9 protein-coding genes are annotated in these 12,382 nt (G+C 57.9%); 8 read left to right on the top strand and 1 reads right to left on the bottom strand.

The window, feature by feature from the left end; translation table 11 throughout:
• Positions 1 to 2: 2 nt before the first annotated feature.
• The 8 genes from GMET_RS10970 to GMET_RS10935 all read left to right on the top strand — a co-directional run bounded on the left by GMET_RS10970 (position 3) and on the right by GMET_RS10935 (position 10,628).
• Complete coding sequence (locus tag GMET_RS10970; protein ID WP_041249142.1) at positions 3 to 968, top strand: glycosyltransferase family 2 protein; 966 nt, start codon at positions 3 to 5, stop codon at positions 966 to 968.
• A 69-nt stretch (positions 969 to 1,037) separates the two neighbouring features.
• Complete coding sequence (locus tag GMET_RS18820; RefSeq protein ID WP_187148443.1) at positions 1,038 to 2,219, top strand: hypothetical protein; 1,182 nt, start codon at positions 1,038 to 1,040, stop codon at positions 2,217 to 2,219.
• Positions 2,203 to 3,129 carry a glycosyltransferase family 2 protein gene (locus tag GMET_RS10960; RefSeq protein WP_011365932.1) on the top strand — a complete coding sequence of 309 codons (927 nt, stop codon included), beginning with the start codon at positions 2,203 to 2,205 and terminating at the stop codon, positions 3,127 to 3,129. The genes GMET_RS18820 and GMET_RS10960 overlap by 17 nt, the downstream gene beginning before the upstream one ends.
• A 24-nt stretch (positions 3,130 to 3,153) precedes the next feature.
• Entirely contained in the window at positions 3,154 to 5,334 is a 2,181-nt protein-coding gene (locus GMET_RS10955; protein WP_011365931.1) for a right-handed parallel beta-helix repeat-containing protein, read from the top strand.
• Positions 5,335 to 5,364: 30 nt separating this feature from the next.
• Positions 5,365 to 7,362, top strand: a complete 1,998-nt coding sequence (asnB, locus tag GMET_RS10950; RefSeq protein ID WP_011365930.1) for an asparagine synthase (glutamine-hydrolyzing) — start codon at positions 5,365 to 5,367, stop codon at positions 7,360 to 7,362.
• A complete protein-coding gene (locus tag GMET_RS10945) occupies positions 7,359 to 8,531 on the top strand; it encodes a glycosyltransferase family 4 protein (protein ID WP_011365929.1) in 1,173 nt (390 codons plus the stop codon). Before asnB ends, GMET_RS10945 begins: the two co-directional genes overlap by 4 nt.
• Before the next feature lie 31 nt (positions 8,532 to 8,562).
• A complete protein-coding gene (locus GMET_RS10940; protein ID WP_041249141.1) occupies positions 8,563 to 9,435 on the top strand; it encodes a class I SAM-dependent methyltransferase in 873 nt (290 codons plus the stop codon).
• 5 nt (positions 9,436 to 9,440) lie between these two features.
• Positions 9,441 to 10,628, top strand: a complete 1,188-nt coding sequence (locus tag GMET_RS10935) for a DUF1972 domain-containing protein (RefSeq protein WP_011365927.1) — start codon at positions 9,441 to 9,443, stop codon at positions 10,626 to 10,628.
• Here the strand turns inward: GMET_RS10935 and GMET_RS19045 are convergent.
• Positions 10,621 to 12,225 (bottom strand): FG-GAP repeat domain-containing protein, encoded by a 1,605-nt coding sequence (locus tag GMET_RS19045; protein ID WP_011365926.1) that lies wholly within the window; start codon positions 12,223 to 12,225, stop codon positions 10,621 to 10,623. The two genes, GMET_RS10935 and GMET_RS19045, sit on opposite strands and share 8 nt — an antisense overlap.
• Between the last annotated feature and the right edge of the window lie 157 nt (positions 12,226 to 12,382).

Here is a 12,382-nt window from a genome sequence, read left to right as displayed (position 1 = left end):
CCATGCTGAAACTGTCTGTCGCCATATGCACCTACAACGGTGAACGGTTCCTCCGGGAGCAGCTGGACAGCATCGCCCGCCAGACAAGACTGCCGGACGAGCTGATACTTTGCGACGACGGTTCTTCGGACAGGACACTGCAGATCATCGATAATTTTGCCTCGTCCGCTCCGTTCGAGGTGAAATCATCCCGGAATGTCAGCAACATCGGTTCAACCAAAAACTTCGAGCGTGCCATCGGCCTTTGCGACGGAGACATAATCGCCTTATCGGATCAAGATGACGTATGGCATCGCGACAAGCTTGAAGTGATCGAGCGGGCATTTCTCGATGCGCCGCTGACGGGAGCGGTTTTCACAAATGGTGCGGTGGTCGGCGACGATTTGTCACCCTTGGGGTATACCCTCTGGGATACCTTCCGCTTCAAGAAGAAGCAACAAAGCTGCTTCAAGAAGGGGAGGGCGCTGGAAGTGCTTCTGAATCATGATGTTGTCACGGGCGCGACCATGGCCTTCCGTTCCGCCTTGCGCGACATCGTTGTCCCGATACCTGTCGAATGGGTCCACGACGCCTGGATAGCACTCTTGACCTCAATCTATTCGAAGATTGATTTCATTGACAAGAATCTGATCGACTATCGCCAGCACAGTAATCAGCAGATTGGCAGTGTCAAAAAAAATTTTACCGACCATAAAAACGTTGCACAGTCAATAACTGATTATTATGCGCAGATCTCTAAGTACGAGATGCTGCTTGATCATATACGCTGCTTGAACCAGGTCCCCAACGATTATGCCATAGGAAAACTGCACGATAAGATCGAACACATGGAAGTACGTAACAGTATCTGCACGAGTCCAAAAATTATCAAGACCGTAGAAGCCACCTGTGAATTGCTGAACCGAAGATACCATAATTATTCCAACGGATACTTCAGCTTTTGCAAGGATATATTTTGGGGCGATTGATTTCATTATGACAGTGGGCTGGCAGGCATTGCCAACGGGTTGCCAATGAACTCGCAATCGATTCACGCCATGAATCAGGAAAGCTTTCCGGAATGCCGGAGCCGATTTCTCGGCCAGGGCGTTGTCCTGTTGTTGTGGTTTGCCAATATCTACGACATGGGTGGGGGGTTCGGAATAAAGTACGCATCGTTTGCCCTTGCCATGCTCTATTTGTTTTTGCACTTCAAGCCGTTCCCCATGGACAGTCAGACAAGCCACCTGTTCATGTTCCTTTTCCTGCTGTGGCCTGTTCTGTCTCTGCTTCACAGCGTGATCGCAGGGGCTGAACTCTCCCTTGCCATAAGTCAGATGACAGCCTTTCCCGCGGCAATTGTCTTCTTTCTGGTCATACAGTCAGTGCGACCGCGCTATGCGCTTTCCGTATTCTTATACACCATGCTCTCATTGGCTGTTATCGTGATTGCTCTCTATCTGCTGATGTGGTTTACCAGTCCCTTTGCTGATATGTTCATGCGAATATTCAGTTCCGAAGCCCATGGATATATCGGGTATCGTCCGTTCGGAAACATATTCATGCCGAACGTTTATCTAAAGGCCACGCTTTTCCTGGTGCCGGTTTATGTTTACTTTTTATTCATGGCAAAGCCGATACACGCACTGATTGCTTTGCTGGCACTCGTTGTCGCTTTTTCCAAGGCCGGTTTTGCCCTCTGCCTGTTGTTCACACTGTACTTCCTGTTTTTGCATAGAGGCGACAGGCGGTATAAGGCAGCAGTCATAGTACTGTTTATAGCGGTCACACCTCTGGTTCTCGGTTTTGAGCAGTTTACCGAGGAGCTGCTTCGGAGCCTGACGGGCGAGGCGGAAACGGCACAGGTTCGGATCGGCTATCTGGATTCCCTGCTCGCCATGTTCGGGGAAGATCCGGCCAGCCTCCTGATAGGGCAGGGGCCCGGGGCTGTTTTCTACGCGCGGAACCTTGGAGCCTTTGTCTCGAACATCGAACTCGACCATCTCAATGCAATCAGAAAATTCGGGTTGCCGTGGTTCATGGCCTTCACTGCCTTTGTCCTGGCGGTCTCGTACCGGCTCTTCCGCTCGCAGCCAGCCGAAGAGCGGGCCTTGGGGTTGGCCCTTTTGTCGCTATTCATTGCCGCGGGCACCAATCCGGTCCTGCTCAGTCCGGCGTTTCTCATGTTCATGGCCATGGCGACGGATTTCTATTGGAGAAGAGATGAAACCGCGCGTTGAAATTCTGATGTCCACTTACAACGGGGAGAAATTCCTGGCCGAACAACTGGACAGTATCCTGGCCCAGACTCATCAGTATTTCGTTTTGACCGTTCGTGACGACGGGTCGAAAGACGGTACGCCGGATATCCTTTCGCGCTATGCCGCTACTGACGAACGGATAACGTACTGTGTGCAGGAAAATCGGGGGGTAGTGGGGAGTTTTTATTGGTTGCTGAAGAATTCCAGCCCCTTGAGTAACTATGTTGCCTTTTCCGATCAGGACGATGTGTGGTTGCCCAATAAGCTCGAAAGAGCACTGGATGTTCTTTCCCGATACGATGAAACTCTGCCGCTCCTTTATTGCTCAAGGGTGGAATATGTCTCCGCGGGCCTCGGACACTTGGACGATTCACCAATGATGGTCAGGCCGGTTTGTTTAAATAATGCGCTCATTCAGAATGTTGCGACAGGATGTACCGTTGTGATGAACAAGGCGGCACGGGACCTGTTGCTGGAGCGTGAGTGGCCTCCCCAGGTCCTCATGCATGACTGGTGGTCCTACATAGTAGTCTCTGCTTTTGGCAAGGTAGTTTACGATGATTTTGTGTCTATCAAGTACCGTCAGCACGGAGGCAATGTAATTGGAGGGACGGTATCGTTCGTATCTGATTACAGAAGCAGAATCATCAATTTTTTAAGCAGACGCAGGAAAGGGGTTTTCGGGTGTTATGACCAGGCATATTCCTTTTGGCTTGGCTACAAGGATGAGCTGAAGGGAGAGAGCAGAGGGATAGTGAGTCAATTCATAGAGTCCAAGCGATCTTTTCTGTCACGCCTTAACTATCTGACATCCAGCCAAAGGGTATACAGGCACAGATTTATAGACGATGTCCTTGTCAGACTGCTGATTCTATCCAACAAATATTGAGCGCCAGCAGCTAAGGAGTTTCCGATGAAATACAGAATTTTGTTCCTCATGGCGATCCTCTCAATTGTTCTGATGGCGGTCGCACCCAAGGTTTTCGCCGCAACTCCCGCAGTGCTTGATGTGAAACTCTTCCCGAGCTTCGAAGCTGCCGTGGCCAGCAGCAGAACAGCCGGCAACGTCATTCTTGTGCGCACGCCGGTCAGTTGCACGAGTCTGACGGTTCCAACCGACAGGAAGATTTACGTCACTGCCAGCGGGTTGATCACCGTCAATGGGGTTCTGGATTTCCAGGGGAACAGGCCTGACGCGGGCGACTATCGCATTTTCAGCGGTACGGGGAGCGTGGTCAATTTGAGCTCCGCCCGGATCAAGTGGTTCGGCGCGCGGGGGGACGGGAAGACGGAGGAATCGGCCCTGGTGCAGAAGGCGATCAACGCCGTTGCCGAGGGAGATATGCTCGTTACCCGGGGCACCTACATCGTTGCGAATCTCCAGCTCAAAACGGGGGTGAATATCATCGGGCAGGGAGAGGGGTCGCTGCTGAAGCTGCCCCCGAATGCCCACGTGCGGAGCATCAACGGCTCCGGCGCCGACGACAAGGGGAACTACGCGGCGAACGTTATTGGCACGACCCTCAACCATCATGGCGGAACCTGGTTCGACAACGGCGCGCGGGCGAGGAACGAGAACAATTCGACCTATATCGTGACCGATGTGATCATCAGGGATCTGGTGATCGACGGGAACAAGGCCCGGAATACCCTGGGCGATGTCGGGCAGAACGGCTCGGCAATGGGCGCCGACATCTCCCTGAATCAGGCCGCCCGCATTACGGTCGAGAATTGCCTCCTGATTAACGCGCGGCTGGACGGGATCCTCGTCGGGTATACCCTCCACGGCGGCAGCGATTACGTCACCATCAGGAACTGCCGCATAGAGAACAACGTCCGGACTGGCATCGCCATGATAACGGGTAAATACAACAAGATTCTCGATTGCACGATCAAGCATGCCGGGACGGGAGTCGGCATCGATGTCGAAGCGAACTGGGATGGAGAGATCAATAACCATCACCTGATCAAGGGAAACTACGTGCAGGCGGGGATTGCCCTCGCCTCGCCCCAGTTCGCCAGGATGAACGATACGACCGTGGAGGGTAACACCATTGTCGGCGGACCGGGCCGCAACGGCATCACGGTGTCATCAAGCCGGGTAAACGGCGGCACGCTCATTACCAACAACAAGCTCATCGGCGGCGGGGGAGGCTCGGCGTTCGTGATAAACGGAGACGCCGGTCCGACGGAAGGGTTCTCTCCCATCGTCGTAAGCTTCAACGATGCGTCAAACTACGATTACATCCTTCCCGAGCAACCCAACGGCAGCATGGCGAACATCACCATGCGCGACAACCGTTTCACCACCAAATACGGTCTCCAGCTGTACCGTCCCTACAAGTTCGAGTTCAGCACCAACACGGTCTTCTTCTCCGGCGGAACGAACCTCAATCCCCTGTTGTACATCCTCTTCGGCCAGGCTTCGGTGGACCCCAACCAGGGAGCCACAATACTCAAGGGGAACACTTTCAGGGGGAGGGGGATCAACAAGCTCGTGGAGGCGGTGGTCGGCGCCGATGCGCCCCCCATCAAGCCCGATTCCCTGACAATCGTCGGCAACGACATCAACGTGACCACCAGCGCTCCCTACTCAATGGATCTGAATTACGCCGTCATCATCAAGGGGAACAAGATAGGGGGCTTCAACAACGGCATTCACTGCGTGGGGGGAATTGACGGCATGGAGATAATCGATAACGAGATTGTTTCGACCGTAAAAGACGTGCCTTTGATAGTCAACGACGGGCAATTCAAGCATTCCAAAATTACCGGGAACAAACTCACCGGAATAAATCTGACCGTAACAAGGCCTAACTACTGCGACATATCCAATAATGTCGTGGTAAACGGCAAAGGGTCAATTACCTATACGTTCACCTCGGGCGGGGTCGGCTCGAACAGCATTTCCGGCAACAGATTCACTTCCGATACCGACGTTGACCGTCCGTTCGAAATACTCGTTGGTTCAGGGTATTCAGACAAGGATTTTTCCGGAGAGGATATCATCAAGAACAATACCTACTCGGGAAAGTATAGCGGGCCGGCTTTCCTCAACTCGACTCCCAAGAGCGTGGCCGGCAACTCTTTCTGAGGGAGCGCGGCGGCAGAGGGCATTGAACCAATGTGCGGCATAACCGGTTTCATGGATTTCTCACTGCAATGCGGACCTGACGCCATGCGAGCCAACGCACGGCGCATGGCGGATGCCCTCATGCACCGCGGCCCCGATGACAGTGGCGCGTGGTGCGACCAGGGGGCGGGTGTCGGCCTGGCGCACCGCCGGCTCTCCATCCTCGATCTTACCCCTGCCGGCCACCAGCCCATGGAATCGCGTTCCGGGCGGTTCACGATCGTCTTCAACGGCGAGATTTACAATCATCAGGCACTGCGGAAGGAGTTGGCGGCGTTCGAGCCCTGGCGGGGGCATTCGGACACGGAGACCCTCCTGGCCGGATTCGAGGCATGGGGCATCGAGGCCACGCTCAAGAGGACGGTCGGCATGTTCGCCCTGGCAGTGTGGGACAATGCGGAGAGGACGCTGACCCTTGCCCGCGACCGCATGGGTGAGAAGCCCCTGTACTACGGCTGGAACCAGGGCGTTTTCCTCTTTGCCTCGGAGCTGAAGGCGCTGCGGGCCTATCCGGGTTTCGACGCGGAAATCAACCGCGACGCCATTGCCCTCCTCATGCGCCACAGTTGCATTCCCACGCCCCACTCGATCTATCGCGGCATCTACAAACTCTGGCCGGGAACCATACTGACTCTGCGAAACACGGGCCGCGGAATCGCCCCCTGGGATGCCGCCGATCCCCCCTTCAAGCTGTTTCAGGGAGAGGGGGTTTCCCTTCGCCCGTACTGGTCATTGCTGGAGGCGGCGGAGCAGGGGCATGCCCGCCCCTTTGAGGGGACGGAAAGCGAGGCGATAGGGGAACTTGAACGGGTTCTGACGGAAGCCGTGCTGGCGCAGCAGATCTCCGATGTGCCGTTGGGGGCTTTCCTGTCAGGGGGGGTGGATTCGACCGCCATCGTGGCCCTGATGCAGGCCCACTCGTCCCGGCCGGTGAAGACCTTTACCATCGGTTTCCACGAGGATGACTGCAACGAGGCGAAATATGCAGGGGAAATCGCCTCCCGCCTGGGGACCGACCATACCGAGCTGTACGTGTCGCCCGGTGATTCGCTGGCAGTGATTCCTCGCCTGCCGCAGCTTTATGACGAGCCGTTTTCGGACCCTTCGCACATCCCCACGTTTCTGGTGTCCCTGCTGGCACGGGAGCACGTTACGGTTTCCCTGTCCGGAGACGGCGGGGACGAGCTGTTCGGGGGTTATGTCCGGCACACCTTGCTCCACAGGATCTGGAATAACATCGGCTGGTGCCCGTTGCCGATGCGAAAAGCCCTGTCCGACAAGATCAGGTTTCTTTCGCCGGGCCAGCTCCAGGCCGTTCTGCGGAATCTTCCCTTCATCGACAGGGTCCACGCCCCCGTCTACAAGGCCTACCGGCTTGCCGAGCTGATCCGGGCGGATTCCCCCGCATCCATGTACGAGATATGCATCTCCCACTGGCAGCAGGACGACCCGGTTGTCGTGGGGGGCCAATCCCCCTTCCATGCATCATCCGGCCGGATGCCCCGCCAGCTCGATTCGTTCAGCCTGCCGGAAAAGATCATGCTCATGGACAGCGTCACCTATCTGCCCGACGATATTCTCGTGAAAATCGACCGGGCAGCCATGGGGGTAAGCCTGGAAACGCGGGTGCCGTTCCTCGATCATCGGGTGGTGGAGTTTGCCTGGCGGCTGCCGCTCGGCCTGAAGATCCGCGGGGGCCAAAGCAAGTGGATTTTGCGCCAGGTGCTGAACAGGCATATCCCGAAAGAGCTTGTGGAGCGCCCGAAGCATGGCTTCGGCATCCCGCTGGGGACGTGGTTGCGGGGGCCGCTGCGCGAATGGGCCGAGGAGCTTCTCAATGAGTCCCGGCTGCTGCGCGAAGGGTTTCTGGACCCCAGGCCGGTGCGGCAAAAATGGCTGGAGCACGTTTCCGGGCGCCGGGATTGGGAATTCCACCTGTGGGACGTGCTGATGTTCCAGTCGTGGCTCGAGCAGGAAAGAAGACCATGAAAGTGCTCATGATCTGCAATACCGACGGCGCGCTCTATGTGTTCCGCAAACCGATCATCAACAGGCTGGTCGCCTGCGGCCACGAGGTTGATTCCATCAGCGCGGCCAGCCGGTACTTCGAGCCCCTGAACGCACTGGGGGTGCATCCGCTCCAACTCGATTTCGCGCGGCATTCGGTCTCCCCCCTCAGCAACGTGCGGTTGTTCAGGGCACTCTATGCCATGGTCAGGCGCCTGAAGCCGGATGTGGTCCACAATTTCACCCATAAGCCGGCAATCCTCGGGTCCATTGCTGCCCGGCTCGCCGGCGTGAAGGGGATATTCATCACCATAACGGGACTTGGCTCCCTGTTCGTCCATGATGATCCCAAGACCCGATTGATGCGCTATCTCCTCCTCGCCCAGTACAAATTCGCGCTCGGTTTCGTGGATACGGTCTTTTTCCAGAATCCGGACGACATGGAGTATTTCGTATCGAAAAAGCTCGTGGGGGCTGGAAAAGCCGTGTTGACCTACGGCTCGGGGCTGGACCTCGACGAATACCGGCTCCCGTCCACGGAAGAAATCGCGCGGGCCAGGGCAATGCTGGGTGCTGAGCTGGGAGTCGACCTGCGCGGCCGCAAGGTGGCGCTCTTTCCCGCCCGGGGGGTACCGGAAAAGGGGTTCTTCGAATTTTACCGGGCGGCAAAGACCATCAACGCCCTGGAGCCGGACGCCTATGCATTCCTGCACCTGGGGCTCGTCGATGCCGACGCCGCCCGAAGGATCAGCAAGGAGGGGATGGAGCAGTATGCCGCTGACTGCGGCGTCAAGTACCTGGGGTTCAAGGACAATATCAAGGACTACATGATTGCCTCCGATATCGTGGTCCTCCCGTCGTCCTACCGGGAAGGGACGCCCCGTTCCCTGATCGAGGCCCTGGCGCTCGGCAAGGCGATAGTGACCACCGACATGCCCGGGTGCAGGGAAACGGTGATAGATGGGTGGAATGGTTACCTGTGCAGGAAAGGGGACGAACAGTCCCTCGTGGCAAAGCTTCTGGCAGTGGATGGGGAGATGCTGACCGCCGCCAGGAGCCGGTCGCGCAGATACTGTGAGACGAAGTATGACGCAGCGTGGCTGGCCGACCTGACGCTCGGCCGCTACCAGGGGAGCCTGAACAGTGAATGACCGTCAATGCGCGTGCTGCGCTTCCACAAGCATGAAGAGCATTGCCCCCTACGGCGCCTATGACCATGTCAGGTGCGAGGAGTGCGGATACGAGAGCTTCCGCTCGCCCGCTGCCGCCATTGCCGCGCACCTCTACGAAAACGACACCGATTATTGCGATGATCTGACGGTCGCCAGCACCCATGAAGATCTCATCCTGTGGCATCACCGGAACGCCGTGGAATTCCTGCGGTCGAGGTACCCGTCGGGGAACGCGGCGGTGCTGGATGTGGGGTGCTTCAACGGGTTCTTCGTGAAAAAACTGTTGTCCCTGGGATTCGATGCCCATGGAATCGACTTCAACACCAGGGCCGTGGCCTATGGGCAGAAGGCTCTCGGGCTCGGTCCCCGGGTCTCGTCCCTTTCGGTTGACCAGTGTATCGCCCGGGGAAAGCGTTTTGACGTGATAACGCTCTTCGAGGTGCTGGAGCATGTGCCGGCGGTGAGGCCGTTTCTGGAAAATGTCCTGAAACTGCTCAAGGATGACGGGGTTATCATCATATCAACGCCCAACAACAACATGTGCTGGCGTCCCCCCCTCGATTATCCCCCGCACCATCTGTCGCGATTCACCATTGCATCACTGAACGCCTGCCTGTCCGGCCTCGGCATGAAGAGCCTCTATGCCGCGGAGCAGATGAGCACCTATGAGCTTGTCCGCCACTACCTGGGGACCTTCTTCCGGGCAAAGGACCGAAGCAGCCTGCGGGGGGGAGAATTCAAATGCGAGAGGATCACGACCGGCCTGCGCCGCGGCATGAACCGGCTCCGCGGGACGGCCAATCTTCTTCTCACGCCGGTCGACAAAGGGCTCCACCGGCTCGGCATTCGCTACATATCACAGATTATCGTAGCGGGGAGGTAACAGCCATGAGACTGGCCATACTCGGCACGCGGGGGATACCCGCACGTTACGGAGGCTTCGAAACCTTTGCCGAAGAGCTCGCTCTCCGCCTGGTCGCCCGGGGAACCGAGGTGACGGTCTACTGCGAGGCAAACGGCACCGATCAGCCGCGGGAATACCGGGGGATCAGGCTCGTCCATATCCCGGCAACCGCCTGTGGCCCCCTGACCACGGTCCTGTTCGACCTGCGCTGCCTGTGGCATGCCCGCAACAGCTACGATGTCGTCTATATGCTGGGGTATGGCGCGGCCCCCTTCTGCCTGATCCCGCAAGTGTGGGGGACAGACGTCTGGCTCAATGTGGACGGGATCGAATGGGCGCGGGGGAAATGGAACAGCGCGGCAAAGCTCTACTTCAAAATGATGGAATGGCTGTCAACGTGGGTTCCCGACCGGATCATCGCCGATGCCGACGGGATAAGGGCTCACCTCGAATCGCGGCATCGCCTCTCGTCCCCCTGCAGCGTAATCCCCTACGGAGCCCCGGTTGCGGTTGTGCCGCCGGACGCCTCGCTCCTGCGCAAGTGGAATCTTGAGCCCGGAGGGTACTACCTGGTGGTCGCCCGCATCGAGCCTGAAAATCATGTCCGGGAAATCATCGAAGGGTACCGCGCCCACGAAACGCAGATCCCGCTGGTTGTTGTCGGCAACCATATGGTTACCACCGATTATGCAAGAAAACTCCGACCGCTGGCGGGGTCGCGCGTCAGGCTCGTGGGCGGGGTTTACGACCGGGAAGAACTGCGGGCTCTTCGCTATCATGCGAGGGCCTGCTTCCATGGCCATTCCGTCGGGGGAACCAATCCTTCCCTGCTCGAAGCCCTCGGCTGCGGCAGTCTGATCATTGCCCACGACAATATCTTCAACCGTGAGGTTGTGGGGGATATCGGTTTCTATTTTTCATCATCCTCCACTATCCCCGCTCTCCTGAAGGGGGTCGAATCTCTCACCGCGCCGGAAAAGGCTGCCCTTGCCGGCAAGGCCCGGGCCAGGATACGGGAAAAATACGACTGGGGTGCCATAGCTGAACAGTATCTCGACCTCATCGAAATGCATTGCGGGGAGAGGAGGGGTGATGTGCTCCTGTCCGGGGCAATCCCGGCCGAAAAAAAGGCCGGCATTTCTGCCGGCCTTGGGAGACGGAATCTTACTTGATGGGCTTGTCGGTCGGTATCCCCAACTGAAGGATCCGTTGGGCGCCGGTCATGCCGTTCATGATATACCAGTTCCCTTCCGCTGAACGCCAGACAGCGCTTTCAGTCCTGCCCGTACCGTCGTAATCGCCCGGAACCGGGATGTCGCCGGTAGTCCCGAAATTGACGACACTTTGCGTTTTTGTGGCACTGTTCGTGATGAACCAGGTGCCGCTGCGCCATACCGCGATATCGGTCTTGCCGTCGCCGTCGTAGTCGCCGGGGACGGGGGTGTCGGTGGCTGCCCCGTACTTCACGACGCTCTGGGCGCCGGTGGAGCTGTTGATGACGTACCAGGTGCCGTTGGAGGGGCGCCATACGGCCATATCAGTCTTGCCGTCGCCGTCATAGTCGCCAGCAACGGGGGTATCTCCCGAGGTTCCGAAGTTCACGACGCTCTGGGCGCCGGTGGAGCTGTTGATGACGTACCAGGTGCCGTTGGAGGGTCGCCATACCGCGATATCGGTCTTGCCGTCCACATCGTAGTCGCCGGGGACGGGGATGTCGCCGGTCGTTCCGAATTTCACGACGCTCTGGGCGCCGGTGGCGCTGTTGGTGATGTACCAGGTGCCGGTAGAGGTGCGCCATACCGCGATATCGGCTTTTTTGTCGCCGTCGTAGTCGCCGGGGACGGCGATATCGCCGGAGGTGCCGTAATTCACGACATTCTGCTTGCCGGTAGCGCTGTTCAGAATGAACCAGTTGTAGCTCTGGGGATCCAGCACGGCTAGGTCGGTCTTGCCGTCGCCATCGAAGTCCCTGGAGATGATCTTGCCGACGACGGTAACGATGGCGCTTTTGGCAAGAGAGACGTTCCCCACCGCGTCCTTGGCCCAGGCATAGAAGGTGTTTTTGCCGGCAGCGGCGCTGACAGTGGCCGGTGCGGCGGCTGTCCAGCCGGCGGTGGTCGCTGTCGGGGCAGTGGCGCTCTTGGTGATCAGGTAACCGGTGACAGCCACGTTGTCGGTGGCGGTGAAGCTCGTGACCGGCACGGTCAGGTTGGTGGTGGTGGCGGGAAGGGTAAAGCTGCTGACCACGGGAACAGTCGTGTCAGCGGGGGCCACGACGGTGAAGGAGTTGGTGTTCACCGACACTTCGCCGTGGGCGGCCGCGGTTGCATTGCCGGTATCATAGCTGTTGCCGTACCAGGCCGCTTTCCAGGTGTAGGTGCCGGGGGTCGTGGGCGCCGGCGCGCTCAGCACTGCCGGGAAGGTGGTCGCGCTTCCCATGCCGCTGGCATTGCCGTTCGATACGGCAACGCGCGTATTGTTCTGATCGTAGAGGATGGCCCTGACCCAGCCGCTCTGGCTTCCGCCGCTGATGGTAACCGATACGGCCTCTCCCGGCGCATAGGTTGCCTTGTCCGTGGTTCCCTTCAACCCGACCGGGCCGTGGTGATGGCAACCGTTGCAGGTGGCCACTACCGGTGAGGCGTGGCAGCCGGCGCAGTTGGCCGTGAAGTATGCGGGGTATGCCTGTGCCTCGCCGCGCCAGAGCTGAAATGTCGCCAGTGCCATGGCAAAGGCGAAAAATACCGATGTCTTACTGATGATTCGCATGCAGACTCCTTTTCCATTCCTTGGAAGATACGTTTCTTCGTCCGAAAACAACTGCTCTCCTCGTTGTGACATCTTTTGAAATAATTCCTCCCCTGTGCTGGTTGTTGCCCGGATTTTTGCGCACAAAAAAGCCGGGACCGCTATCATCGAGTGATAT

Origin of the sequence: Geobacter metallireducens GS-15 (assembly GCF_000012925.1) — a bacterium.
Classification (GTDB): domain Bacteria; phylum Desulfobacterota; class Desulfuromonadia; order Geobacterales; family Geobacteraceae; genus Geobacter; species Geobacter metallireducens.
The sequence above is the reverse complement of the archived record's forward strand: the minus strand, read 5'-3'. Positions and strand labels throughout refer to the sequence as shown.